This is a genomic window from Nitratireductor aquibiodomus, assembly GCF_900105565.1.
Lineage (GTDB): Bacteria > Pseudomonadota > Alphaproteobacteria > Rhizobiales > Rhizobiaceae > Nitratireductor > Nitratireductor aquibiodomus.
In genome coordinates, this window is sequence record NZ_FNSL01000001.1 from 268,415 (window position 1) to 292,694 (window position 24,280).

General features: G+C 61.1%; 22 protein-coding genes. 6 read left to right on the forward strand and 16 right to left on the reverse strand.

Features of this window, described 5'->3' with window-relative positions; all coding sequences use genetic code 11:
* Positions 1-136: 136 nt before the first annotated feature.
* The 3 genes from BLW55_RS01275 to BLW55_RS01285 are packed head-to-tail and all read left to right on the forward strand — an operon-like array spanning position 137 to position 3,494.
* The gene (locus BLW55_RS01275; RefSeq protein ID WP_244508958.1) at positions 137-1,486 is read left to right on the forward strand and encodes an NAD(P)/FAD-dependent oxidoreductase; all 1,350 of its coding nucleotides are present in this window, start codon (positions 137-139) and stop codon (positions 1,484-1,486) included.
* Positions 1,483-2,280: a DUF1365 domain-containing protein gene (locus tag BLW55_RS01280; RefSeq protein WP_090326167.1), complete on the forward strand. Its 798-nt coding sequence runs from the start codon at positions 1,483-1,485 to the stop codon at positions 2,278-2,280. Before BLW55_RS01275 ends, BLW55_RS01280 begins: the two co-directional genes overlap by 4 nt.
* The gene (locus tag BLW55_RS01285; RefSeq protein WP_177174996.1) at positions 2,277-3,494 is read left to right on the forward strand and encodes an SAM-dependent methyltransferase; all 1,218 of its coding nucleotides are present in this window, start codon (positions 2,277-2,279) and stop codon (positions 3,492-3,494) included. The genes BLW55_RS01280 and BLW55_RS01285 overlap by 4 nt, the downstream gene beginning before the upstream one ends.
* 20 nt (positions 3,495-3,514) lie before the next feature.
* On the opposite strand, the gene BLW55_RS01290 is transcribed toward BLW55_RS01285, so the two are convergent.
* The 10 genes from BLW55_RS01290 to BLW55_RS01335 form a co-directional block, all read right to left on the reverse strand.
* Positions 3,515-4,282: an SDR family NAD(P)-dependent oxidoreductase gene (locus tag BLW55_RS01290; protein ID WP_090326170.1), complete on the reverse strand. Its 768-nt coding sequence runs from the start codon at positions 4,280-4,282 to the stop codon at positions 3,515-3,517.
* Positions 4,283-4,576: 294 nt separating this feature from the next.
* Positions 4,577-5,431, reverse strand: coding sequence for an energy transducer TonB (locus BLW55_RS01295; RefSeq protein ID WP_090326173.1), 855 nt, complete (start codon positions 5,429-5,431; stop codon positions 4,577-4,579).
* Positions 5,428-5,892 carry a TonB system transport protein ExbD gene (gene exbD, locus BLW55_RS01300; RefSeq protein WP_090326175.1) on the reverse strand — a complete coding sequence of 155 codons (465 nt, stop codon included), beginning with the start codon at positions 5,890-5,892 and terminating at the stop codon, positions 5,428-5,430. The genes BLW55_RS01295 and exbD overlap by 4 nt, the downstream gene beginning before the upstream one ends.
* A gap of 5 nt (positions 5,893-5,897) precedes the next feature.
* The gene (gene exbB / locus BLW55_RS01305; protein ID WP_244508959.1) at positions 5,898-7,034 is read right to left on the reverse strand and encodes a tonB-system energizer ExbB; all 1,137 of its coding nucleotides are present in this window, start codon (positions 7,032-7,034) and stop codon (positions 5,898-5,900) included.
* A 115-nt stretch (positions 7,035-7,149) separates the two neighbouring features.
* A complete protein-coding gene (locus tag BLW55_RS01310) occupies positions 7,150-7,638 on the reverse strand; it encodes a YbaN family protein (RefSeq protein ID WP_025029823.1) in 489 nt (162 codons plus the stop codon).
* The gene (locus tag BLW55_RS01315) at positions 7,635-8,243 is read right to left on the reverse strand and encodes a biliverdin-producing heme oxygenase (RefSeq protein WP_090326181.1); all 609 of its coding nucleotides are present in this window, start codon (positions 8,241-8,243) and stop codon (positions 7,635-7,637) included. Before BLW55_RS01315 ends, BLW55_RS01310 begins: the two co-directional genes overlap by 4 nt.
* A gap of 62 nt (positions 8,244-8,305) precedes the next feature.
* Positions 8,306-10,978 carry a TonB-dependent receptor gene (locus BLW55_RS01320; protein ID WP_177174997.1) on the reverse strand — a complete coding sequence of 891 codons (2,673 nt, stop codon included), beginning with the start codon at positions 10,976-10,978 and terminating at the stop codon, positions 8,306-8,308.
* Positions 10,979-11,100: 122 nt separating this feature from the next.
* Entirely contained in the window at positions 11,101-12,087 is a 987-nt protein-coding gene (locus BLW55_RS01325; RefSeq protein ID WP_025029826.1) for a FecR family protein, read from the reverse strand.
* A gap of 89 nt (positions 12,088-12,176) precedes the next feature.
* A complete protein-coding gene (locus tag BLW55_RS01330) occupies positions 12,177-12,695 on the reverse strand; it encodes a sigma-70 family RNA polymerase sigma factor (protein WP_007006756.1) in 519 nt (172 codons plus the stop codon).
* Between the two features lie 270 nt (positions 12,696-12,965).
* Positions 12,966-13,250: a hypothetical protein gene (locus BLW55_RS01335; RefSeq protein ID WP_143038410.1), complete on the reverse strand. Its 285-nt coding sequence runs from the start codon at positions 13,248-13,250 to the stop codon at positions 12,966-12,968.
* 159 nt (positions 13,251-13,409) lie between these two features.
* Here BLW55_RS01335 and dusA point away from each other — a divergent pair, with 159 nt between their 5' ends.
* Positions 13,410-14,399, forward strand: a complete 990-nt coding sequence (dusA, locus tag BLW55_RS01340; protein WP_425286768.1) for a tRNA dihydrouridine(20/20a) synthase DusA — start codon at positions 13,410-13,412, stop codon at positions 14,397-14,399.
* Between the two features lie 185 nt (positions 14,400-14,584).
* A complete protein-coding gene (locus BLW55_RS01345) occupies positions 14,585-15,406 on the forward strand; it encodes a sulfite exporter TauE/SafE family protein (RefSeq protein ID WP_007006753.1) in 822 nt (273 codons plus the stop codon).
* A gap of 205 nt (positions 15,407-15,611) precedes the next feature.
* Here the strand turns inward: BLW55_RS01345 and BLW55_RS01350 are convergent, their stop codons facing one another.
* From BLW55_RS01350 to topA, 4 genes are read right to left on the reverse strand one after another with little or no spacing between them, the layout of a single operon-like run.
* Entirely contained in the window at positions 15,612-16,352 is a 741-nt protein-coding gene (locus BLW55_RS01350; RefSeq protein ID WP_025029830.1) for an NUDIX hydrolase, read from the reverse strand.
* A 17-nt stretch (positions 16,353-16,369) separates the two neighbouring features.
* Complete coding sequence (locus tag BLW55_RS01355) at positions 16,370-16,828, reverse strand: DUF983 domain-containing protein (protein WP_090326188.1); 459 nt, start codon at positions 16,826-16,828, stop codon at positions 16,370-16,372.
* Positions 16,828-19,167, reverse strand: coding sequence for a ribonuclease R (gene rnr / locus BLW55_RS01360; protein WP_090326190.1), 2,340 nt, complete (start codon positions 19,165-19,167; stop codon positions 16,828-16,830). The genes BLW55_RS01355 and rnr overlap by 1 nt, the downstream gene beginning before the upstream one ends.
* A 4-nt stretch (positions 19,168-19,171) precedes the next feature.
* Positions 19,172-21,793: a type I DNA topoisomerase gene (topA, locus tag BLW55_RS01365; protein WP_090326192.1), complete on the reverse strand. Its 2,622-nt coding sequence runs from the start codon at positions 21,791-21,793 to the stop codon at positions 19,172-19,174.
* A gap of 529 nt (positions 21,794-22,322) precedes the next feature.
* On the opposite strand from topA, the gene BLW55_RS01370 reads away from it, so the two are divergent.
* Complete coding sequence (locus tag BLW55_RS01370; RefSeq protein WP_007006748.1) at positions 22,323-22,553, forward strand: hypothetical protein; 231 nt, start codon at positions 22,323-22,325, stop codon at positions 22,551-22,553.
* Here BLW55_RS01370 and dprA read toward each other — a convergent pair.
* Positions 22,515-23,648: a DNA-processing protein DprA gene (gene dprA / locus BLW55_RS01375; protein WP_025029834.1), complete on the reverse strand. Its 1,134-nt coding sequence runs from the start codon at positions 23,646-23,648 to the stop codon at positions 22,515-22,517. The genes BLW55_RS01370 and dprA overlap by 39 nt on opposite strands.
* Positions 23,645-24,259, reverse strand: a complete 615-nt coding sequence (gene plsY / locus BLW55_RS01380) for a glycerol-3-phosphate 1-O-acyltransferase PlsY (protein WP_007006746.1) — start codon at positions 24,257-24,259, stop codon at positions 23,645-23,647. The genes dprA and plsY overlap by 4 nt, the downstream gene beginning before the upstream one ends.
* Positions 24,260-24,280 lie beyond the last annotated feature (21 nt).

The window sequence follows — 24,280 nt, forward strand, 5'->3', positions numbered from 1 at the left end:
GGCGGAGTTCCAGGTTCATGCCCCTAGCTACGACACTTAGAGCATCCCGGATCACAGCAGGCAATTTTTTTGCGTTCCGAAGATCCAAACAGGTTCAGCGCCCGTAGACACTTATAAATCTCAAGGAGGGCTTCCGTTGCTGCCACAGAAACACAGAGCGACCGACAGTCGAGTGGCCGTTATCGGGAGCGGCATATCCGGGCTCTCGGCAGCCTGGCTCCTTTCTCGCTCTCGCCGTGTGACGCTGTATGAGGCGGATCATCGGCCGGGCGGACATGCGAACACCTATGATGTCATAACCCCCGGCGGCCCCGTCGCGGTCGATACGGGGTTCATCGTCTTCAACGATCGGAATTATCCCGAGCTTGTCTCGCTGTTCGGTCATCTTGGCGTGTCGACCCAACTCTCTGACATGTCCTTCGCCGCTTCGCTGGACGGTGGCCGTTTCGAGTATTCCGGCTCGGGCCTCAAGGGGTTCCTCGGTCAGAGGTCGAATGTGTTGCGGCCCGACTTCTGGCGCATGATCGCAGACATATTGCGCTTCTATCGACAGGCACCCTCGATATTGATCGAGCGGAACCATGACAATGAAACCGTCGGCTCGTTTCTTGAGAGGGCAGGGTACAGCGACAGTTTCATAAATAACCATCTATTGCCCATGGGGGCGGCGATCTGGTCGGCCACGGCAGCGCAGATGCGAGAATATCCACTCCATGCGTTTATCATGTTCTTCGAGCGTCACGGCCTGCTGTCGCTGGTTGACCGGCCCCGCTGGCGCACCGTTACCGGTGGCAGTCGCACCTATGTCGAGCGGCTCCTTGAAGATTTCGATGGTGAGGTGCGTCTCTCAACGCCCGTGGCGCGAGTGCGGCGCCGGGATCGCGGGGTCGAAATTACCGACGCGAAAGGAGGCTCCGACACGTTTGATGATGTCGTGATCGCCACCCATGCGGATCAGGCCCTGGGCATGCTTGAAGATGCGAGCGAAGACGAACACCGGCTGTTGAGCGCGTTTTCCTATACGGCCAACGAAGCGGTTCTGCACCGGCATCCGGGTCTCATGCCGAAGCGCCGCAGCGTCTGGTCGAGCTGGAACTATGTCGAGGCAGCGGGGCAGTCCGGTGCACAAGAGCTCTGTGTCACCTACTGGATGAACCGCCTGCAGAACCTGGACCCGGCTCACCCACTGTTTGTCACCCTCAATCCCGTTTTTGACGTTCCTGAGCAGGACCGGATTACCTCCTTCAAATATGCGCACCCTCTGTTCGACACGAAGGCGCTTGCTGTTCAGAAGCAGCTCTGGAGGTTGCAAGGTATCCGCAGTACGTGGTTCTGCGGTGCGTATTTCGGCAGTGGTTTTCATGAAGACGGGATCCGCTCGGGGCTCAGCGCCGCGGAACAACTGGCAGGCGTGTCGCCCCCCTGGAGAAACGTCCGCCCGGGTCGGAAAGAGATGGCAATGCCGGAACTTGTCGCAGCAGAATGAAACGGAGCTCCGCCATTTATTCCGGTCGGGTCATACACCGTCGCCATCGACCGAAGGTGCACCGCCTGTTCTATCGGGTGTTCGCGCTCTATCTCGATCTTGACGAGATACCGGCCCTGTCCAAAGCCATGAAGCTTTTCGGCTACAATGGTGCCGGCGTGTTTTCCTTCAACGACGGCGATCACGGGGATGGCACAAAGGGCGGCCTGCGTCGATGGGTCGACACGCAGATCGAAAAGGCCGGCCTGGATCCGGGGTCGATGCGCGTGTTCCTGCTTTGTTATCCACGGATCTTTGGATACGTCTTCAATCCACTGTCCGTGTATTTCTGCCACGACACTTATGGAAATATTCGACTGATACTCTACGAGGTGTGCAACACCTTTGGCGAGCGGCACACCTATGTGATCCCGGTGGAACGTGTCGGCCCGAAGGGGATTCGCCATGCCTGCGACAAGGCTCTTTACGTCTCGCCTTTCCTTTCGATGGATTGCCGGTATCACTTCCACATCATGCCGCCGGCGCAGGATGTGGTGGTCGCGATCAACGAGACAGAAACCAGCGAGCCCGTCCTGCACGCATCCTTCACAGGCCAACGAAGGGAGTTGACGGATCGCGCTCTGCTTGGCCTCCTGCTCAGTCACCCGCTGATGACCCTCAAGGTTACCGCTGCAATTCACTTCGAGGCAATGCGCCTCTGGCTGAAGAAAGTGCCCTTTCACCGGCATGCGCCATCGGGAGAGCGTGTCGCTCAAACCCTGATCAAATCCGATCAAAAAGGCAGATCATCATGAGTCATATTGAGGACGCCTCCAGGTTGCCCGCCCAACCAGCCAGCCCATTGTGGCAGCGCATTGTCTGCCGCTGGGCGGATGCCGTTGGCTGCGGGCAGATCACCCTGCGATTTCCCGATGGCAGGCGCCATACCGCCGTCGGCGCACGCCCCGGACCGACAGCCGCACTGAATTTCAAGAGCGGCCGCGGATTTATGCAAATTCTGACGGGAGGCAGCAACGGCTTCGCACGGGCCTTCATCGACGGCCATGTCGATACGCCCGACCTGGACGCATTGCTCGAGCTTGCGCTGGTCAACGAGGAGCGGTGGAGCGATATCCTGGGCAGTTCAACAATCATGTCGCGGCTGGAGACCGTCAGGCACCGCCTGCGCCGCAATTCGCGGGCGGGAAGCCGTCGAAACATTTCCTTTCACTACGACCTGGGAAATGCGTTCTACCGCCTCTGGCTCGATAACACGATGACCTACTCCTCTGCGATATACACTCCGGATGCGCAGAATCTGGAAGAGGCGCAGGCCGCTAAATACGACCGCATCATATCCCGGCTGGAGATTGGTCCGGATGACCACGTACTGGAGATCGGATGCGGCTGGGGTGGATTTGCAGAACACGTCATCCGAAAAACGGGTTGCCGCGTGACCGGGCTGACACTGTCTCGCGAACAAGCCGATTATGCGCGGAACAGGCTGGAGAAAGCCGGCTTCACCGAAAGGGCCGACATTCGGCTTCAGGACTATCGCGATTGCGAAGGCAGGTTCTCCAAAGTCGTCTCCATCGAGATGTTTGAAGCCGTGGGCGAGGAGAACTGGCCCCTTTATTTCGATCGCCTCCGTGTTTTGCTGGCGCCAGGCGCTCGAGCCGTCATTCAGGTCATCACTCTCGATGAGAGCCGTTTTGAATCCTATCGCCGCAGGGCGGATTTCATCCAGACCTATGTTTTCCCCGGCGGAATGCTGCCCTCGCCACGCGCTTTCGAGAACGCTGCATCCGCCGCAGGATTGACGCTTTCCGACCGGTACCTTTTCGGACAGGATTACGCCCGTACGCTGACGGAATGGGAGACGCGGTTCGAGCAAACTTGGCAAGCCATCGCCGCGCTCGGCTTCGACGAACGTTTCCGCCGCCTGTGGCTTTACTACCTTGCCTATTGCCGGGTCGGCTTCCAGAGCGGCCGCATCGACGTGGCTCAATACGAGCTTTTGTCGCGGTAGCGCTGCGGTGTGCGCACGGGTCAGTCCGGCGCCCTTACAAGGCGGCGGGTAATCGTGAAGCGAAGCATGGCCGGCAGCGCGTGCAGAAATTTGATCGCGAGTTTCATTTTCCAGGGAAAGATGATCTCGTACCGTCCATCCTCAAGCCCCTTCTCTATGCTGGCTGCCGCCTCATCCGCCGAAATCAGGAACGGCATTGGGAAGTCATTCCTGGCCGTCAGGGGAGTATCGACGAAACCGGGGTTGATGACGCTCAACGAAACATTGCGGCGCTCCGCCTCTGGTTTCATCGCTTCGCATAGATTGTTGAGCGCAGACTTGGTCGCTCCGTAAGTAGCGCCGCCGGGAAGGCCGTTATAGCCGGCAACGGAAGCCATGATGGCGATCTTTCCCCGCCTGCGGCTCATCATACTGTCCAGGAGCGGCTCAAGCGCGTTGCAGGTGCCCTGCAGATTCACCGCGATCATCGACTGCGCGACCTGAGCACGGAAGTCAAAAGCCCCGTCGCGCTTGTAGGTACCAGCGGCCAGAACAGCCATGTCGATCGACCCCATTGCCAGTTCGATCTCCGCATGCACCTGTTTCGTTCGCGCCATGTCGGTCACATCAAGCGGGTAGGGGAAAATACTGCCCTCCTGATCGGCAGCGAGTTCCTCGAGAGCTGCCGCGCTTCTGGCGCTCGCGGCAACCTGCCATCCATTGCGCGCCAAGCGTAGCGCCAGCGCACGTCCGATGCCTGAGCTGGCGCCGGTGACCCAGACGATTCCTTTGTGTTTCCTGCGTGCCATATCTTTCCGTCTCCCTCTTGCCTGAGAATACGAAGCGCAGTCCAAAACGGATCAACACAATCGCCCGTACAGGGCAGGCGACCTGCGGAGATGGCGCCGAAGGTTACATGCAACGGGTGGGGCCGTGACATCTTGAGGCGAGGGTGGCGGCTGAACAAGCGACCGTCGTTTCCTATAGGCCGTTCCGCCCATGATGCCGGAAACACAGCCCCGCTTGTTCCGCGCGCAGTAGTAGCGCTTCCGCGTAGGGGAATGCGACGGAACCAACAGAGAGACGGGGTTCGCCAACCAACACTACCTTTGTGAAAACCGGACTGGAACCGTGAGTGTGCGGTTCACGCCGGGCGGTGGAGCCGGAACGGGAGAGGCACGGCGCACCAGCGAGAGAACCGCCGTGTCGAGCGCCGGATAACCGGACGATCGCGCAAGCGAAATCCCGCTCACATTGCCATTGCCGTCGATGCGAAAGCGCACATAGACGGTGCCCTGTTCGCGCCGCGCCCTTGCCGATGAGGGATAGCGCTTGCGCCGCTCCAGATGCGCCATCAGACGCGATTGCCAGCGGGCCGGGGAAATGTTGGGTGCAGAGCGTCCCGACGCATTCTGGCGGGCTGCGGTGCGGTTCGACTTGCGCACATTGGCCTGCGCCTTGGTCGCCTGTGTCGAGGCCGCACTTCTCTTCTTGCGGCGCTTCGTGACCTTCTTGGTGGGCTCTTTCTTCTCCACTTTGATGGGCGCGGGCGGCTGCGGGCGCGGGGTCGGCAGCGGAACGGCCACGTTTTCGAGCAGCTGCGCAATCTCACTGACTTCCGGCTGATCTTCCTTCACCTCCGTCTCGGTGGGCTCTGCCACCTCTTCGGGCGGTTCTTCTTCCGGGAGTTCTTCGCCTGCGCTGGCGGTGCTCTCGGTCGAGTTTTCCTGTTCGGCAGCCATCACCTCTTCCTCGGTGGCCACTGCCTCCGGCGCTTCGGCGAATTCGATCATGATGGCGGCGGGTGGCTCGTTGGCCACGGGCGTCACCGGCTCCTCACGGGTCAGGAGAACCACCGCGCCGACATGAACGGCCAGAACCGCGAGACAGGCACCTGTCCAGAGAGCCAGTTCCGTCAGTCTGGCAAGACGTCCTGCAGAACCGTTCCAGGCGCTCATGGCTGCTGCTCTGCCTTTGGTTCGGGGGGCGCCGGTGCTGGCGATGAACCTTCCAGGCCGACCAGCGCGATCTTGAGATAGCCCGCATCGCGAAGCAGGTTCATCACCTCCATGAGATGTTCGTAGGCCACTGTCTTGTCGGCTCGCAGAAACACCCTCGTCTCAAGGTTCCCCTCCGAAGCGGTCTGCATGGCGGCGGCAAGCCCCTCGCGCGTCACCGGATCGTTGCCAAGCGAAAGCGCGAGTTCGGATGTCAGCGTCAGGTAGAGCGGCTTGTCGGGGCGCTCTTCCTTCTTGGCGCTGGATGCCGGCAGATCGACCTTCACATCCACGGTGGCCAGCGGCGCGGCCACCATGAAGATGATGAGCAGCACAAGCATCACGTCGATAAAGGGTGTGACGTTGATTTCGTGATTCTCTTCGAGATCGTCGGTTGCCCGTTCCTTCATACGTCCGGCCATGGCTTCTACTCTGCCGCGATCTTCTGGGTGTCTTCCTGCATCGAGGCGGCGGCGAGACGGAAGTCGAGGTCGCGGCTGGCAAGCCGCTCGACACCGGCGGCCGCATCGCCAAGCAATTGGCGATATCCCGTTATGCTGCGCGCGAAGACGTTGTAGATGACCACGGCCGGAATGGCCGCGACGAGGCCGATGGCGGTGGCCAGAAGGGCTTCGGCGATGCCGGGCGCGACGATGGCCAGATTGGTGGTCTGCGCTTCCGAAATGCCGATAAAGGAGTTCATGATGCCCCAGACCGTGCCGAAAAGACCGACGAAGGGCGCCGTCGAACCGATCGTCGCCAGAACACCGGTTCCGCGCGTCAGCCGGCGTCCGGCCTGTGCCTCGATCCGGCCGAGCGACGAAGCGATGCGTTCCTTCACACCGTCATTGCCGGCATGGTCGAGCGCTGCGGCGGACTGCTGCATTTCCTCTTCGGCCAGCCGCACCATATAGGCGGCGGGTCCGCCGCGTCGGGCAAGGGCGCTTCCCGCATCCTTCAGGCTGGAAGACCGTGTGATGATCCCCAGAACGCGCTTTGCGCGGGCCCGTGCGCAGGCAATTTCGATGCTTTTTGCGAGCCAGACGGTCCAGGTCAGGAGCGATGCAAGGGCGAGGCCGATCATCACCGCCTTCACCACCCAGTCGGCGGCCATGAACATGCCCCAGGGGGAAAGGTCGTGCGGCAGATCGGAACGCTTTTCTGGCTGGGAGAGCATTTGCGAGAGCGCCGCCGCCGGATCGTCGAGAAGCGAGGGGGCCGGTTCGGCCAGCGTTGGCGCGGCCACCGGCTCTGCTTCCACTGCGGGTGCGGCGCTGGCGGGGGTGTCTGCGGCAGGTGTGTCGGCTGGTTGCGGCTTCTGTTCGGGTGCCGGTGCCGCCCCGGACGCGGGAGCGTCCGCCTCCGCGCTGCCTGAACCGGTGCTTTCTGCCGGCGTTGGGGACTGTGGTTCGGCAGGCGCGCTGGTTTCCGTATCCGGCGCGGCCACGTCCTGTGCCATGGCCGGGTTTGCCGGCGCCAGGAGCAAAGCGGCCGAGAGCACCAGGGCAAACCGGAGGCCAGTCCGGTGAAGCACGGTTTCGCGGGAATGATGAGAAGCGGTCATGATCGGTCTTTTTTGCTGGCGCGGCACCGCATTGCTCCCACTTGCGGTGGGGCACGCATCGTCGCTTGATGAAAATTGCGTTCGGTAAGATTGTCAGGCTGGCGCGCTTGCTTCTTCAGGCCTCGGGGCGCATCGCAATCCAGATCGCCACGCTGCCTGTCGCTGCCCCAACGACGAGCGCCAGCAGAAGGCCCGGTTCGTAAAGCAGGATGAAAACGCCATAACCAAAGGCAATACCGCCCGCCGCCAGAAGTTTGGCGCGGCGTGACATCACGCCATGGTCGCGCCAGTTGCGCAAAACGGGACCGAGTTTCGGATGTTCGAGCAGTTTGCGTTCAAGCGCGGGTGAGGAACGCGCAAAGAACCACCCGGCCAGAATCAGGAATATCGTGGTCGGCATGACTGGCAGGAATGCCCCGATCACGGCCAGAAGCAGCATGACGAGGCCCATAATGAGCAGCATCGTACGCTTTGCATGTTCGAATGCGGGCGCGATCTTCAAGGACCGACCTCCATCGACCGACCAGCTTGTGAGAGAGACCTGCTCCTGCCCCGATATCTGCGGGGCGGTGGCAGCCTTCATGGCTGCAGGGATCGTATTCATTGAAACACCTCCTCGACAAGGGTGCGAACGCGATGAAATGCGTTCTCCGCACCTGCAACAACCGAATGTTCTTCCGTTTCCTGGAGTGAGAGCGCGTCGAGTGCACCGGTAAAGGTGCGCCAGTGCCGTCCGCGCCCTTCGGGAGCGGCGGCCAGATGCCGTGCGCCGAAATCCTCCGAAAGGTCGAGTGTCCGGGCTTCCTTGAGCAGGAAGGCGGCACCCAGGTTTGAGCCTTCCGCCACATAGAGCCAGCCAAGCGCGGCGGGCATGTCCGGTTGGGTTTCAGCGGTGAAAATGGGCGCCTCGTTCAGTGCCGGTGCCCCAATTTCGAGATCGGCGAGATCTTGCGCGATGAGCGAGAAGCGTCTGCGCACATCGAGATCCGGCAGAAGAGCGGAGAGAGCCGGGTTGCAATAAAGCGCGTCGATGTCGCGGTGAAACAGATACTGCATGCGCAGAAACTGCCCGAAGCGTTCGCGGCTGGCGAAAGGCTCGCGGTCCATGATCGCCTTGTCGAGGCGGTCGTGCGTTGTGGCTGTGCGCTCCTTCAGGAGTTTGGAGCGGGTTTTGCCATCAGGGTTGTCGAGAATGACGCGTTCATTCATGGATAATGCCTTTGGATCGTGAGATGCGCGGAGCGGCTGTGCCGCCCCGCGTGGGAGTGGTTTCAGAACTTCGCCGTCATGGACGCATAGAAGGTGCGTCCCGGTCCGGGCCGCTGCATGAGGCTGATCGGGTCCACGTAGAACTCGTCTGTGAGGTTCTCGACCCGGAAAGTGGCGGTCAGATTGTCGGTGAACTTGTACTCCGCAAACACATCGACAAGTGTGTATGGGTCCCATTTGATGAGCGAGATGAACTGCCCTGCGCCCTGACCGTCGATGTTTGTGTGTCCGGCCGCGCGCGGGCCCACATGGGTCACGCGTCCGCCGAGCGTCAGCCGGTCTTCAAGCAGTTTCTGCGAAAGCGAGAGCCCAATCATGTATTCCGGCGGCACCTGATTGGTCGCGAAGTCCGAATAGATGGTCTCGTTTGCGCAGCCGGTGTCCTTTGGGCAGAACTCCACATTCGTATAGTAATTCGCGGAGAGTTCGGCCGTGAACCCGGCATTCTCGTAGCGACCGGACAATTCAATGCCGGAGAACTTGGCCTTGTCCATATTGTACATGAAGCTGCCAAAGTAGCCGTTCGGCATGTAACCGACGTGGCGTGCAACATAATTGTCGATGGTCCAGTCGAAATAGCCCAGCTTCACCATGGCGCGATCGTCGGCGCTGAAGAGGCCCTGTCGGGTGTGATTGACCCCAAACTCCCAGTTGCTCGCGCGCTCCGGTTCGATATCGGTTATCGTGCTGACAGCAATGCCCCCCGACACGGTTTCCAGCAGGCTGGGCGTGCGAAGCGCATAGGAATAGCGGCCGTAGATCTGCGTATCTTCAAACGGCTCGAACGTAAGGCCCAGCGACGGGCTCAGACCGCCTGCCGAGCGCTTACCCGAATTCTCGATGTAATGAGACGGACCGACCGGTCGCTTGTCCTGCGTCCAGTAGTGATCGTAGCGCAGACCACCGTCGACGGTCAGCCAGTCGATCGGCTTCCAGTTCGCCTTGACGAAGGCACCCAGTTCTTTCTTGTTTCCGTAAGCGGAATAGGGGCCGGAAAGCTCATCGGTATAGGCGCTGGGTTCCGTGGTCATGTAGTTGTAGGAAAGGCCGTAATCCAGATTCACATCGCCGAACTGCGTGTCGAGCCTGGATTTGTTGCCGATGTCGAGACCCCACATGAGCACGTCCGAACCGGTCCGGAAGTCCATTGGAAGGCCGAACTGGTCCGGCGTCGGCCAAGTGCGCGTACCACGGTTCCAGGGTTTGCGCAGTTCCATGTCCGTCAGCCAGGCATTGGCCGTCAGGTCGATGAGGTCGTTTTCCTCAGGCTGCCATTTGTAGCGTGCGGTATAGGTGTCGACGGAGGTGCCGCTCGTCTGATCCCGCTGAACGGGGCGGTCGCGATTGGTCTGCATGCGCCAGGAAATCTGATCGCCCGCTTCACTCCTGAAGCCTGTATAGCCAAGCTTGAGGCTCTGTCCGTCACCGAACCGAAGCGTTCCCTTTGCAATTGTGGATTTCGTTTCGAGCTCGGTGTTCAGAACTTCCTCGCCGGGGCGGTAGTTGGCGATGCCGCCGACTTCGACATATTCCGGCCAGTTGGTACACCAGCCCCAAGAGTTGCAAAGCTCCCTTGGACCGCTTTTGTAGGGCTTGGCCACGGGACCATTCTTGCCCGCATGGTAGTTTCCACGCTTGCGGTACGCATAGCCGACAAGAAAATCGTACTTCTCATCGTAGAATGCCGCGACGGCGCTTCCGTGGCCATTTGTCGGCTTCAGGAACGAGGGACGGTCCATGCCATCGGGCGAGGGGGTCGCCACCGGAGGTGACCAGGCATTTCCGGGGAATTGATAGCCGCCAAACGCGCCGGGAGTGGGTTTGGACGAATTGGTTCCAAAGCCGCCCTTGACGCGGAAACCGAAGCGCTTGCCCTCTTCAACGATATCCTTCGCATCGATTGTGCGCATCGAGACCGTGCCTGCAATGCCGTTGGAGGCTGCGTCCGATCCCTTCGTGATGTCGATGCCGCCGATGAAGTCGGGATCGACGAAAGTGCGGTTGGAGTAACCCTGATAACCCTGCGGCACCGTCACGGAATTGGAACTGCCATCGATTTTGGTTACGACGCGTCCGAGACCCTGCATGCCGCGAACGTTCATGTCGATGCCGCCAGAGCCGTTACGTGCGTTGGCGGAGGCGACGCCCGGCATCCCGCGAAACATGTCTGTAGGATCGGAGCCACGGTAGCGCTCGATTGTCGCCTCATCGATATGAGCGGTCGCTGCCGCCGTTGCATAGGGGGCGTAGACGGCGCTGTTTGCATTGCCGCCCAGTACCTCGATCACACCGAGCATCAGCGACCCGTCTGCGGCAACGGGAGCATGTGCCGACGAAACCCGGTCGGCAATGGTGACGGTTCCCGAAGCGTTGATCTGATGCGAGAGGCCCGTTCCCGAAAGCAGACGCCGAAGCGCTTCATTGCTGGAATAGGAGCCCTGCACTGCCGGGGCGGTGCGCCCTGATGCGAGGGACGCCGGATAGGCGAGCTTCAGTCCCGCCTGGTTTGCAAAGGCGCTGAGCGCGGCCGCGAGCGGCTGCGCCGGAATATTGAACGCCGTCACCTGCGCGGTCGTCTGCGCTCTGGCGGAAACCACACCGCAAACCGGCACGATTGCCGTAGAGGCGACCAACAGCGCCCTTAGAAACTTACTCTGCCCCGTTCCAGACAACATACACCCTGTCTCCATTATCTTCAGCGGGGCTTGGCATGCACAGTGCACAACACCCCTCACTGGCTAAGACAGGTTTCCTGACTAAAATCCTCAACAAAAATCGGAAATAATCTAAGAAAAATCTAACTATTTGAAATTATTGTAAGATATCTGGATGCGTGCAGCACCCGTATGGGCAGACCATCTGCCAGGGCATCAAGCGAAGCGGATGGTGAGCGCAAATCAAGAACGGCATTGACCCGCAGCGCCTTCAGGGCGTCGTCCCGCGCGATGATCCAGCCGGGATGATAGGCGCTGAGCGCCGAAAGGACTTCGTCCAGCCGCCGCCCTTCGGCTATATAAAGTCCTGAACGCCATGCCTGTGTGATGTCGGCGGACTGGCTTTCCCGTGTCTTCAGCGTTCCGTCACGCGCCATGACCGCACGCTCCCCCTCCGAGATCACGAGTGGGGGCCTGTGCGCTGCATCTGTTCGGAATGCGCCGACCTGAACGGCATGCTCCGTCACTGCAACGGCAATGTTTTGACCGGGCAGAGAAGCATTCACGTCGAATGCGGTGCCGAGCGCCCGCACGTCGAGATTTCCGGCTTGCACGATGAATGGGCGCGCGGCATCCGAACGAACCTCGAAATAGGCCTGTCCCTTGATCAGCGTGATCTGTCGACGGTCCGCCGTGAAAGCGACATCCAGCGCCGTCATGGCATTCAGTGTCGCTCTGGAGCCGTCAATAAACTCAATCGTACGGGTCTCGGCGATACCAGTCGCATGCTCGCCCGCCGGAGACATCTGTCGGCTGACTGCCCAGGCGCCCATCCCGGCGCAGGCGAGGCCGCCAAGCCCGCCAAGAACCGCTCTGCGCGATGGACCCGACGGCCGCCGGCCCGGATGAATGAAGCCGTTGCGCGGATCGCGATGCAGTTGCGACGCGTCGTCCCACAGGGCTTCGGCCTCCCGGGCTGCCTGTTCGTGGGCATCGCTCTGTTGTCGCCATTCGGCGAAAGCGCTGCGCTCCGCGTTTCCCACTTCACCCGAATGCAATCTGACAATCCAGGCAATGGCCTCGTCCGACAGTTCTCTGGGCGCGTAGCGCGATTGTCGGATTTCTGGCATGGGCGGGGTTCTCCTCAGATCTTGCGTTCCTATGGCTTTAGACCGGTTTCGCCGGGAAAATCCTCAACGATCCATCAGATTAACAGAGCCTAAAGCGCTTCATCGTCCCGCAGCGTATCGCGGCAGTGTATCATCGCGCGAATGATGTGCTTCTCGACCATGCTTATCGAGATGCCAAGACGGCTGGCGATTTCGCGATGCGTATGCCCTTCGATCTTGTTGAGAATGAAGGCTCTCTGACAGGCTTCCGGGAGCTCGTTGAGAACCACGGAAAGCTTCAGAATCCTCTGGCGACGGTCGAGAAGCGGGGTCGGATCCGTGCTTGCTCCGTCCACAGCCGCATCCTCGAAATCGACCCGCTGGAGCCATTCCCTGTTTCGCTCTGCCGTGAAATCGAAAGCCGCCCTGCGCGCCACGGAGTATGCATATGCTCTGGGATAGTCGATGACGTCACCCTGTTTCGAGCGACGCACAAGCCGCAGATAGGTGTTCTGGATGACTTCTTCTCCACCGTCGCGCCCGCCCACCAGGCGTGCGGCGAAACGCACCAGTTCCTGGTGTTGCGATTTGAACAGATCGGCGAGCCAATTGTGGAAACTACCCGACATGGGATCTCTCGTTAGACTTGTCTCAATGTCAGGTCTGACGCGCTAAGCGGCGGATTGATGAGTGAGGGGGCAGTGCGAAAATGGAATTCCATAGTGCGGCGAGAAGTTTCTGCAAAGCCACTCCCATCAGAAGAGCAGACACAAAACAGATTTGACGGTACCAGTGAAGGTTCACGAGAATATAAATATGAATTAAAATGTCAACTTTAAGATCGCCTTCGGAAGGGGCAGGTCAAGCCATATCTCGGTGCCCACGCAGCCCTCAGCAGGTCAGCAGTCCTGTTCCGACTTCCAGACTAAATCGACATTCATCGCATCCACCGCAATGCGCCTGAAACGCTTTCGCCTGTTGAAGCACCGCTCGATCGCGTCGGAGAGTGCCGGCGCCTGGTTGCGGCTCGACGTGGATTTGAGCGCCGCCTTAAGCGCACCGGGTTGTCCAGGCCGATCGTCCCGTTGGCTAAGCCATGCGTTGGCTGTCGATCGAAATTCGAAGGGCTTGTTCTCGTGCAGCACGATCTCGCCGCCGGCCTTATGACAAGCTGCGCGAGCCATGCTACAGACCTGTCCTTGCGTGAACGCTTTGCGGTCGCGCCCAGATCGGTACAACATTGGTTGTGCTTTCCGGGTAAATGGGTGCGAAGTCAGCCGAAATGAGGCGGGCTAAAGATTTAAAACATAGGCTAAGTATTGGAAAAAGCAGGAAATTCACATATCTGCGCATCTCGGCTTTTTGCTGTCGCCCCAATGATCGACTGGACGGATCGGCACTGCCGGTTCTTTCATCGACAATTGACGGGCGGGGCGTTGCTTTACACCGAGATGATCGTCGCCGATGCTGTTATTCATGGCGATCGCGAACGCCTGCTCGGTTTTGACCGGAGCGAACACCCCGTCGCGCTTCAGCTTGGCGGTTCCGATCCCGAAAAACTCGCAGAAGCTGCGGAGATCGGTGCCGGGTTCGGATACGACGAGATCAACCTCAATGTTGGCTGCCCGTCAGACCGGGTCCAGTCGGGAACATTCGGTGCCTGCCTCATGAAGACGCCGGGGGTCGTGGCGGCCGGTGTTGCGGCAATGAAGGCGCGTGTATCTCTGCCTGTAACGGTGAAATGCCGGATCGGGGTGGACGATCAGGATACCGAAACCGCGCTCGATGCGCTTGCCGATGCGGCCTGGTCGGCTGGGGCGGATGCGCTTTGGGTGCATGCGCGCAAGGCGTGGCTGCAGGGGTTGAGCCCCAGGGAAAACCGGGAAATTCCGCCGCTCGACTATAATCGCGTCTATCGTCTGAAACAGGCAAATCCGGACCGGTTCATCGGCATCAATGGCGGCATTGTCAGCCTTGACGAGGCGGCAGCGCATCTTGCGCACGTGGACGGCGTGATGCTGGGGCGCGCGGCCTATCAGAACCCGGCCATTCTGGCGGGCGTTGATGCTCTGCTTGAGGGGGGCGAACGGGCGCCGGTCGATTACGCCCTGCTGATCGAGACAATGGCGGCTTATGCCGAGCGGCACATCGCCAGTGGCGGACGGCTGTCGCATGTGACACGGCACATGATTGGTCTTTTTCATGGTTTCGACGGCGCACGCCGCTATCGGCAGATACTCTCCAGCAAGGCGACGAAGCCGGGTGCCGGCGCAGAAGTTCTGCGCGAGGCTTTTTCAGCTGTCGATCTTGGCACCCGACGCGACGCGGCCTGATCTCGATCCCACCACGTGGAAATTGCATTTGTGCGGCATCGGCGTTAGCTAGGTCATCGGACCGAGAAGTGGAATCCGGTTGTCGGGCTATTCCGACGCTCTATCAACAGCTTAGATCACCCTTTGCGTCCGGCTGGACGCACGGTGATCCAGCCTCGCTGGGCCGGATTTGAGAGGGGGACATCATGAATCTGCCGATGGGCGAAATCGCCATGTTTGCTGCTGCGCTGGCGGCAGCGGGTGTCGTGGCCGGCATCCTTGCCGGCCTGTTCGGCATCGGTGGCGGCGCGATCCTTGTCCCGGTCTTCTACCAGGTGTTCGGGCTCGTCGGCGTGGACGAGGCGGTGCGCATGCACCTGTCCGTCGGTACGTCGCTTGCCATCATCGTTCCAACCTCGCTGCGCTCCTTCCGGTCGCATTATCTGCGTGGTGCTGTGGATATGGATCTGTTGCGGAGTTTCGTTATCGCCGTGCCGGTCGGTGTGGTGCTGGCAACGCTTGTGGCTGCCCATGTGTCCAGCGGCGGCCTGCGGGCGATTTTTGCGGTGATTGCTCTTCTGGTCGGTGTCCGGCTTCTCTTGAACCGTGAAACCTGGCGGCTGGGAGCCGACATTCCAGGAAACCCGGCGCGCTCGCTTGTCGGCACATTGATCGGATTTCTGTCGACCCTGATGGGCATTGGCGGCGGTGTTATGAACAACACCTTCATGACGCTCTTCAACCGGCCCATGCACCAGGCTGTGGCGACCTCGTCAGGCGTCGGCGTTCTGATTTCGATCCCGGGTCTGTTCGGCTATGTGTGGGCAGGATGGGGCGAAGCGCTTCTGCCGATTGCCTCCACCGGCTATGTGAACTGGATTGCCGTCCTGCTCATCATCCCGATCACGCTCCTTGTGGCACCGCTTGGCGTGCGGATTGCCCATGCGCTCGACAAGAGAAAGCTCGAAACGGCGTTCGGCCTCTTCATGATCATTGTCGCCGCCCGCTTTGGCTGGAGCCTGCTTTAGGCTGGGCCGCCCCTCCTTTATCTCAATGTTTCGCTTGATCGGTGGCTGCAATGCATGTGCGTGGTTCGACAAGCTCACCATGAGGGAGGGTTTCACCGGGCTTCATCTGGAGCAGCTGCAGAGAGGCATTGTTTGCTAGCGCCACCGTTTCTCATGGTGAGCTTGTCGAACCACGCACCAGTCCGGAGCGCAGATCATCCTGACCCTAGATCAGCGCCCGCTCAAAGCGGTTGTAGCGCATGGAATAGAAGGGCACGGGCGCTCCCGGCTTGAGTTCCGGATCAACCTTGAGACGCTGCTCCAGATCATCGAGGATCGTGCAGGTGATGAGCGGAACCTCGGTTTTCTTTGCCTCTGGAATGGAAAGCCAGACCAGCTCTTCCAGCTCGTGGGTCGGGCCACCATCGGGCAGTTCCACGGCCACGTCATCGCGCCAGGCAGCCAGAAAGCGGGTGTCGAAGCGGCGCACACGACCGGGCGGCGTGATCGCACGGGCGATGTAACGCAGGCCGGAGAGCGAGGGGCAGACGCCGTTTTCGGCAAAACCCTGCCAGTCCTTCGCTGTCGTGCTGAATGTGCCTTTTTCGCCGATCAGAAGACCGGCTTCCTCATAAGTCTCGCGGATTGCCGACATGGCGACGGCGCGCGCACGCGCTGCCGTAGCGCGAGAACCGGTGCCAATCAGCCGGCGCTCTTCGTCAGGGTGCAGACCAGAGGTAACGGGAATGCGGCCGTCGGCGGGATCGGTGCGCCCGCCGGGAAACACGAAACGGCCCGGCATGAAGGCATGCTTGCGGTGGCGACGCCCCATCAGCACCCGGACCTCGTCACCGCTGCGATCGAGCAGGATGAGGGTTGCCGCGTCGCGCGGCCTCATGGGCTTGCCGCCGAGCGAAAAATCTTTGGCTTCCGCGCGGTCGACGGCGGCCTTGTCGAGGCCGTCCATGCGGTTGGGCCGCCCGCTCATGAGCGCCTCCCGGAGTGTTCGGGAAGTTCCGGGTGGGCTTCCGCTAATTCGTCCTCATCGCCGAAGCCGTGCATGTAATAGGCCCATTGCAGGCCGACGATCGCCCCCTTGACCGGTCCGATCAGAATGAGCGACATGATCAGCGTGACCGGCACCCAGATCGACAGATGCACCCAGCCGGGCCAGTCGGTGAACGCCTCCATTCCCATGAAGGCACCGACGACGATGTGACCGACAATGAAAATCACCAGATAGGCCGGAAGATCGTCGGCGCGGTGATGGTGAAGTTCTTCTCCGCATTCAGGACATTGATCGGCGGTTTTCAGATAGGCGCGAAAGAGTTTTCCCTCGCCGCAACTGGGGCAGCGCCCCATAAAGCCGCGTTTCATGGCTTCCATCAGGGGACGCTCGGGCTTCTTTGGCGCTGCTGCGCCGCCGTAGATTTTCTCTTCCATCATCGTCTCCTGCCCTGCGAGGCGCGGCGGCTCTTGCCGGCAGCGCGCCCGGAGCGACCCTTTGCCTTGTGGAACGATTTCATCGATCCCGGCAGCTTCTCGGGCTTGCTCAGCATTTCAAAGCGCATGGCGCCGGCCAGCGGCGCGATCTCGACCAGCCGGACGGACACGCTGTCACCGAGCTGAAAGCCACGACCGCTGCGCTCGCCCACCATGGCATGCCGGGCTTCGTCATAGATATAATATTCGTCTCCAAGCGTAGAGACGGGCACGAAGCCATCTGCGCCATAATCCGGCAATTGGACAAAAAGTCCCGCCTTGGCCACGCCGGAGATGCGGGCATCGAATTCTTCGCCGACGCGGCCGGAAAGATGTTCGGCAACAAGCCGGTCCACCGTATCGCGTTCCGCCGCCATGGCGCGCCGCTCGGTCGCCGAAATCAGCGCTGCGGTTTCTTCAAGCCGGGATTCCTCTTCCTGGGTCAGGCCATCCTTGCCGAGCCCTAGGGCCGCAATGAGCGCGCGATGGACGATCAGATCCGCATACCGGCGAATCGGCGAGGTGAAATGGGCATAGCGCCGCAGGTTGAGGCCGAAATGCCCGAGATTTTCAGGCGCGTAGACGGCCTGGCTCTGCGAACGCAAGACCACCTCATTGACGAGCTGTTCGTGCTCGGTGTCGCGCACGCGGGCGAGGATGGCGTTGAACTGGGCGGGCTTGAGCTGCGCGCCGCGCGCCAGCGAGATCTCGAAAGTGCGCAGAAACTCCCGCAGCGCCTCCTGCTTGGCAAGCGACGGGGCATCGTGGACGCGGTAGACCAGCGCCTGGCGCTTGGCCTCAAGCGTCTCGGCCGCAGCCACATTGGCCTGCACCATGAATTCTTCGATGAGTTTGTGCGCATCGAGCCGCGGGGGGACCACGACGCGATTGACGGTGCCGTCCTCCTTCAGGAGAATCTTGCGCTCCGGCAGGTCGAGCTCGAGCGGCTGGCGGTTATCGCGCCCGCGCTTCAAGACCGCATAGGCATCCCAGAGCGGCTTCAGGATGGGCTCGAGAAGCGGGCCCGTCTTGTCGTCCGGTTCGCCGTCAATCGCCTTTTGTGCCTGCTGGTAGGAAAGTTTTGCCGCCGAGCGCATGATGACGCGATGAAAGCTGTGCCCGACCTTCTGGCCAGACGCCGAAAAGCGCATGCGCACCGCAAGAGCCGGGCGCGGCTCGCCTTCGCGCAGCGAGCACAGATCGTTGGAAATGCGCTCCGGTAGCATCGGAACGACACGGTCCGGAAAATAGACGGAATTGCCGCGCTTTAAAGCTTCCCGGTCGAGTGCAGAGCCCTGACGCACATAATGCGCCACATCGGCAATGGCGACCGTGGCGATGAAGCCGCCGGGGTTCTTCTCGTCCGGGTCGGGCTCGGCCATCACCGCATCGTCATGGTCCTTGGCATCGGCCGGGTCGATGGTGATGAGCGGCATGTCGCGCCAGTCTTCGCGGCCTGAAAGCGTGACGGGTTTTGCTCCTTCCGCCTCCGCGATCACGCCGTCGGGGAAGACATGCGGAATCTCGTGCGCGTGAATGGCGATCATGGAGACCGCCTTTTCGCTGGAAAGCGAACCGATGACCGAAGTTACCTTGCCGCGCGCGGGGCCATAGCGCCCGCCGGACATGGGCTCGGTCTCGACCAGATCGCCATCCTGCGCGTCGTTCAGATCGTTTCCGTCAATGATGAGCTCGCGCTGCGTGCGCTCCACGGGTTCGATGCGAAAGGCGCCATCCTTCGATTTGCGGATGACACCGAGAATGCTCTGCCGGCGCTTTTCAAACACCTTCATCACGCGGCCCGTATAGGCGGGGCCTTCGCTGCTTTCGGTCGGGAAGACACGCGCCAGGACGCGGTCGCCGATGCCCGCAGCCTTGCCGCCTTTCTGGGTGCGGATTTCCACGAGGGGCAGGGGACCTGCGCCCTCGTCCTGGTCCTCCCGTTCGGCAGGCCGGGCCAGTAGGGCACCGGAGGCATCGCGTGAGAAGACATCGAGCACCACGACATGTGGCAGTGCGCCGGGGCGAAGAAGGCGCTTGCGCGTTTTCTTCAGAAGCCCCTCGTCCTGAAGGTCGCGCAGAATGTCCTTGAGCCAGATCCGGTCGCCCCCCTTTAGGCCGAAGGCCTTGGCGATGTCGCGCTTCGACGTGCGGTCCGGATTGTCGGAGATGAAGCGCAGCACCGCGTCACGGTTAGGGAGCCCGTCTCCGGAAGGCGCCTTGGCGGAACTCTCCGTCCGACCGGCTTTGCCGAGGGAACGGGTCTTTGCTTTCGACTTGCCGGAAATGCTGCGCGCCAAGGCGTTATTCCTCTTTCTTGGCTGCGGTCTTTTTCTTTGCCGCGGTGGCCTTCTTGGTCGTTGTCGCCTTCTTCGCGGGCGCCTTTTTCTTTGCGGCAGGCTTCTTCTTGCCGCCCTTGGCAGCCTTGGCTGCGATCAGTTCCAGCGCTTCCTCAAGCGTCACATCCATCGGCTCCTTGCCCTTGGGAAGTGTCGCATTGACCTTGCCGTGATTGACATAGGGTCCATAGCGCCCGTCGCGGACGGTGATCTTGCCGCCCTCGTCGGGATGATCGCCAAGCTCCTTGAGGGCTGCGGGCGTCGAGCGTCCACGTCCGCCCTTGGCTTTCTTCTCCGCAATCACGGTGACGGCGCGGTTGAGACCGATGGAGAACACGTCCTCGACGCTCTCGAGATTGGCATAGGCCCCGTCATGCAGCAGGAAGGGACCATAGCGCCCGATACCGGCTGAAATCATCTTTCCAGATTCGGGATGCTGGCCGACATCGCGAGGGAGGGCGAGCAACGCCAGTGCCTTCTCGATGTCGATGGAACCGGGCGACCAGCCCTTTGGCAGGCCGGCTCGCTTGGCTTCCTTGCCTTCGCCCCGCTGGACATAGGGGCCGAACCGACCGGAGCGCAGCGTGATCTCTTCTTCGGTGTGCGGGTCCTTGCCGAGAACCTTGTCGCCATCGAGTCCGTTTTCGCCATTCTCGCCATTGCCGGCCTCGCCGAACTGACGGGTAAAGCCGCATTCGGGATAGTTGGAACAGCCGACAAACGCGCCGTGGCGACCGAGTTTCAGCGAAAGCTGACCGGTTCCGCAGCGCGGACAGGCGCGCGGATCGGTCCCGTCTTCCTTGGCCGGAAACGCCAGCGGCGCAAGCTCCTCGTTCAGCGCATCGAGAACATTCGTGACACGCAGTTCCTTGATTTCGTCCACATGGCCGGAGAAGTCCTGCCAGAAGTCACGCAGAACCTCCTTCCAGGAAAGCTGGCCGTCGGAGATCCTGTCGAGCTTTTCCTCAAGGTCCGCCGTGAAATCGTATTCCACATAGCGTTCGAAGAAGTTTTCGAGGAATGCGGTCACGAGCCGGCCCTTGGCCTGCGGCATGAGCCTGCGCTTCTCGATCGTCACATAGTCACGATCCTCAAGCGTCTTGAGCGTCGCCGCATAGGTGGAGGGGCGGCCGATGCCGAGCTCTTCCATCTTCTTGATCAGCGAGGCTTCCGAGTAGCGCGGCGGCGGCTCGGTCGTATGCTTGGTGGCGTCGATCTTTTCGCGCGTCTGCGCCTCGCCCTCGTGGATTTCGGGCAGGCGGCGGCTTTCCTCGTCCTCGGCGTTTTCGTCCTTGTCGATCGCATAGGCGGCAAGGAAACCCTCGAACCGGATCACTGACCCGACCGCACGCAGGCCGGCATTGCGGCCGCCATTCTCGGCCACGATCTCGACCGTGGTGCGCTCGATCTCGGCCGGCTGCATCTGGCTGGCGATGGCCCGTTTCCAGATCATTTCATAGAGACGGGCCTGATCGGCATCGAGATAGCGGCGTACCTGATCGGGCGTGCGGGAGAAATCGGTCGGACGGATTGCCTCGTGCGCTTCCTGCGCATTCTTGGCTTTCACCGAGTAAAAGCGCGGCTTCTCGGGCAAATAGCGCTCGCCGAACTCCACGCCGATCGCCTTGCGCGCCTGATCGAGCGCCTCGGGCGCCATCTGAACGCCGTCGGTACGCATATAGGTGATGAGGCCGGCTGTCTCGCCGCCAATGTCGATGCCCTCATAAAGGCGCTGCGCCACTTGCATGGTGCGCGACGCACCGAAACCGAGGCGCGAGGAGGCGGCCTGCTGCAGGGTGGAGGTGGTGAAGGGCGGTGCGGGATTGCGCCGGGTGGGCTTGGCTTCGACGGAAACAGCCTTGAAGGAGGCACCTTCAAGCATCGCCTTGATGTCGTCAGCCTGCTCCTGGCTCTTGATGTCGAGCTTCTGGAGTTTTTTGCCATCGACTGTCGTCAGCCGCGCCTCAAAACTCTCCTGACGCGGTGTGGCGAGTGTGGCGGCGATCTGCCAGTAATCCTCGCGGATAAACCGCTCGATCTCCGCCTCGCGGTCGCAGACAAGCCGCAGCGCCACCGACTGCACACGGCCGGCCGAGCGCGCGCCTGGCAGTTTGCGCCACAGGACGGGCGAGAGCGTGAAGCCGACCAGATAATCAAGCGCGCGGCGCGCAAGATAGGCATCGACCAGCGGCGCATCCACCTCACGCGGATGAGAGAGCGCATCGAGCACGGCCTTTTTGGTGATGGCGTTGAAAACGACGCGCTGGACCGGCTTGTCCTTCAGCACCTTTTTCTGCTTCAGCACTTCCAGTACATGCCAGGAAATCGCCTCACCCTCGCGGTCGGGGTCGGTGGCGAGGATCAGTGTGTCGGCATCCTTCACAGCCTTGGCGATGTCGCTGAGCCGCTTGGAGGAAGGGCTGTCCACGCTCCACGACATGGCGAAATCCTCGTCGGGACGCACGGAGCCATCCTTGGGCGGAAGGTCGCGCACATGCCCGAACGAAGCCAGAACCTTGTAGTTCGAGCCCAGATATTTGTTGATGGTTTTCGCCTTTGCCGGCGACTCGACGATAACGAGATCCATAAGCTTTCAGATTTCCCCGCAGGCATCCGGCGTGTCGCGGCGCCTCGCAATTTGAACGAATCCAGCCTCGTCAAATGGCCGTGCTTTCTCGTGCGGTCAAGGGCCAATGGGAATTTCGTCCGCTGTAAAGCGCCTGTGGACAGGGTTTGTTTATCGTAAATTTTCCGTTTATTTGTTTATAATGGTGTGTATACTCCATCTGGGTCCTTAATGGAGAATGATCGGGGACGGCAGGTAGCGGGCAACACGAAAGCATACGAAGGCAGCACGAAAATGCATCGGGCAACACGAAGGGGTGCCACGCTAGATCTCCTTGCGTCCATCCGGACGCACAAATGACGATCTAAACGATTGATGGAGCATCGGAATAGTCCGAAAACCGGTTTCCACTTTTCGGTCCGATGCACTAGATCGCCGTGCGTCCATCTGGACGCACAAAGGACGATCTAAACTATTGGTGGAGCATCGGAATAGTCCGAAAACCGGATTCCACTTTTCGGTCCGATGCTCTGGAAGGGAGTGTCGGCGAATGGGCGAACATTGCGGCGGGGGCCGAACAGACGCACTCGACTACATGCAGGCGATGCTCGGTCAGTTGCGGACGATGGCGCTCGCAGAACGCTGCGAGATGCTCGCTTACATGATCGAGATGGCATATCTGGAGGCGGGTGACATCATCCGCGGCGACCAGCCGTACCGCTTCGAAAGGAACGGGCTCAACCTAGACGTCCGGGGGAAGAAGCGAAACCGCGCTTCCTGAATGCCGTTCAAGCCGGCCAGCCAGATCGAGCTCGAGCAGGACGGTCAGCACCTGCGATGGATGCAGTCCCGTATGACGGATAATCTCGTCTATCAGCACGGGTGACGGTCCCATCACCTGGGTAATGCGATCGCGGTCGCTGTCACTGGGTGGCGGAGCGGCCGAAAATGACGGCGGTTCTTCCAGGTTTTCCGGTCTCGAAATCGGCCTGTCCAGCAGCGGCGCGATGTGGGAAATCACGTCGTCGGCTTCGGTGACGAGGATCGCTCCGTCCTTGAGCAGAGCATTCGTTCCGCCGGTGCGGGGGTCGAATGGCGATCCAGGCACTGCAAAGACAAGCCGCCCCATCTCTCCCGCCAGCCGTGCACTAATCAGGGAGCCGGAGCGCCTGGCGGCTTCCACCACAACGAGGCCAAAGGCAATCCCCGCGACGAGACGGTTGCGGCGCGGAAAATCACGCGCCCGGGGTGACCATCCGAATGGCATTTCACTGAGAACGGTCCCGCGTTCTGCGATTTCCTCGAAAAGAGCGCAGTTTTCGGGCGGATAGGGCTTGTCCAGCCCGCCGGCAAGGGCGGCGATGGTGCCGGTGTCGAGACTGCCCTGGTGAGCGGCGGCATCGATGCCCCGCGCCAGCCCGGAAGCAACGGAAAAACCGGCGCTTCCAAGTGCGGCCGCCAGTTGCCGGGCCATCTTCATGCCGGTGAGGGAGGCGTTTCGCGCGCCGACCAGTGCAACCGTCGGCCTGTGCACGATGGAGAGGTCACCCTTCATTGCCAGAAGGGGCGGGGGCTGGTCCATGCGCCGCATCAGCGGCGGATAGTCAGGTTCGCCCACGGCGACGAAGGCGGCGCCCAGACGACGGGCTTCCTCCATTTCGCGCTCTGCATCGGCCCGTGAGGCGATGACGATCTGTCTTTTTGCCCCGCCACGCTGCGCGAGCTCGGGCAGCATCTCCAGAGCCGTTTCGGCAGAGCCATAATGATTGACGAGCTGGCGGAATGTCACCGGGCCGACATTCTCGCTGCGCAGCAGCTGAAGCCAGGCGAGGCGCTGTCGGTCGCTAAGCCGCGCGCCTTCGCCGGGCGCGTTCACCCCTTGCCCCCGATACGGGTTTCGGTGCCCGCCATCAGCCGGGAGATGTTGGTGCGGTGTTTGATAAACACGATCACGCTCATCAGAACGAAAAGTTCTGCCGCCTGGACATAATCCAGAAGATAGAGGCCGACCGGAACGGCGATGGCGGCAACGAGAGCGGAAAGCGAGGAATACCGGGTGATGACGGCAATCGCGAGCCAGACTGCGGCAAAGATGAGAGCCCCCGGCCAGGCTATGGCGATCAGGACACCGAGATAGGTGGCGACGCCCTTGCCACCGCGAAATCCGAGCCAGACCGGAAAGAGATGGCCGAGAAACGCGCCAAGCCCCGCCGCGACAGCCTGATCGGGCCCATAAAGGCCGGCCAGCAGAACGGCGACCGTGCCTTTCAGCGCGTCGCCAAGGAGCGTGAGGGCCGCTAGCTTCTTGTTGCCTGTGCGCAGCACATTGGTTGCGCCGATATTGCCCGAGCCGATCTTGCGGACATCCCCGAGGCCCGCAAGCCGCGTTACGACAAGGCCAAACGGAATGGAACCGAGCAGATAGCCGAAAAGGAGCGCGGCCAAGAGATATGGCAATGCTAGCTGCCAACTGATGGGATCCGGCATCGGGCTCTCTCCCCTGAAACT

Bases quoted from the DNA above. Each gene is read 5' to 3' on its own strand.
- BLW55_RS01290 (WP_090326170.1), bottom strand. From the start codon at position 4,282: ATGGCACGCAGGAAACACAAAGGAATCGTCTGGGTCACCGGCGCCAGC.
- plsY (WP_007006746.1), bottom strand. From the start codon at position 24,259: ATGCCGGATCCCATCAGTTGGCAGCTAGCATTGCCATATCTCTTGGCC.
- BLW55_RS01345 (WP_007006753.1), top strand. From the start codon at position 14,585: ATGAATCTGCCGATGGGCGAAATCGCCATGTTTGCTGCTGCGCTGGCG.
- BLW55_RS01370 (WP_007006748.1), top strand. From the start codon at position 22,323: ATGGGCGAACATTGCGGCGGGGGCCGAACAGACGCACTCGACTACATG.
- BLW55_RS01315 (WP_090326181.1), bottom strand. From the start codon at position 8,243: ATGAATGAACGCGTCATTCTCGACAACCCTGATGGCAAAACCCGCTCC.
- BLW55_RS01330 (WP_007006756.1), bottom strand. From the start codon at position 12,695: ATGTCGGGTAGTTTCCACAATTGGCTCGCCGATCTGTTCAAATCGCAA.
- exbD (WP_090326175.1), bottom strand. From the start codon at position 5,892: ATGGCCGGACGTATGAAGGAACGGGCAACCGACGATCTCGAAGAGAAT.
- BLW55_RS01320 (WP_177174997.1), bottom strand. From the start codon at position 10,978: ATGTTGTCTGGAACGGGGCAGAGTAAGTTTCTAAGGGCGCTGTTGGTC.
- BLW55_RS01350 (WP_025029830.1), bottom strand. From the start codon at position 16,352: ATGGACGGCCTCGACAAGGCCGCCGTCGACCGCGCGGAAGCCAAAGAT.
- BLW55_RS01310 (WP_025029823.1), bottom strand. From the start codon at position 7,638: ATGAATACGATCCCTGCAGCCATGAAGGCTGCCACCGCCCCGCAGATA.
- exbB (WP_244508959.1), bottom strand. From the start codon at position 7,034: ATGACCGCTTCTCATCATTCCCGCGAAACCGTGCTTCACCGGACTGGC.
- BLW55_RS01295 (WP_090326173.1), bottom strand. From the start codon at position 5,431: ATGAGCGCCTGGAACGGTTCTGCAGGACGTCTTGCCAGACTGACGGAA.
- BLW55_RS01285 (WP_177174996.1), top strand. From the start codon at position 2,277: ATGAGTCATATTGAGGACGCCTCCAGGTTGCCCGCCCAACCAGCCAGC.
- BLW55_RS01280 (WP_090326167.1), top strand. From the start codon at position 1,483: ATGAAACGGAGCTCCGCCATTTATTCCGGTCGGGTCATACACCGTCGC.
- BLW55_RS01335 (WP_143038410.1), bottom strand. From the start codon at position 13,250: ATGGCTCGCGCAGCTTGTCATAAGGCCGGCGGCGAGATCGTGCTGCAC.
- BLW55_RS01355 (WP_090326188.1), bottom strand. From the start codon at position 16,828: ATGGAAGAGAAAATCTACGGCGGCGCAGCAGCGCCAAAGAAGCCCGAG.
- topA (WP_090326192.1), bottom strand. From the start codon at position 21,793: ATGGATCTCGTTATCGTCGAGTCGCCGGCAAAGGCGAAAACCATCAAC.
- BLW55_RS01325 (WP_025029826.1), bottom strand. From the start codon at position 12,087: ATGCCAGAAATCCGACAATCGCGCTACGCGCCCAGAGAACTGTCGGAC.